This window comes from Aquimarina sp. U1-2 (genome assembly GCF_017897595.1).
Taxonomy (GTDB): Bacteria; Bacteroidota; Bacteroidia; order Flavobacteriales; family Flavobacteriaceae; genus Aquimarina.
Genome location: NZ_JAGKIK010000097.1, coordinates 1 through 390, shown reverse-complemented (window position 1 = coordinate 390; position 390 = coordinate 1). Strand labels below are relative to the sequence as shown.

1 pseudogene is annotated in these 390 nt (G+C 32.3%); it reads left to right on the top strand.

Annotated features, from left to right (window positions below):
• Positions 1–390 (top strand): annotated as a pseudogene (locus J8281_RS19185) (TonB-dependent receptor); the annotation flags it as partial.

Below are 390 nucleotides of genomic sequence, written 5' to 3'. Positions count from 1 at the left end.
AATCGGGTCAGTTAGATTTTAATCCAGAAACAGATAAATTAACTACTAACGCTTGGGGTAGTGAAATTAAAACTAAGCGTTACGAGGTTTCGGCTAAATTTGGTTATGTAAATCCAGAGGTACCATGGCAAAGTTTAGGAGTGCAAACAGCATTTAGTAGCCATAAACAAGATTCTTATTTTGGGTTAAATATTTATAATATTCAGCATAATAGTCTATATGCAAATGCCATGTACAACTCTATAATTAGCGATTCCAGAAATAAAATAAAAACAGGGCTAAGCTATACGTATGATCACTATGACGAATTGGTAAATACTATAGATTATGAAAGAACCGAAAACTCAGTTGGAGCATTTTTTGAATATAGTTACGATAATTTAGAGCTAC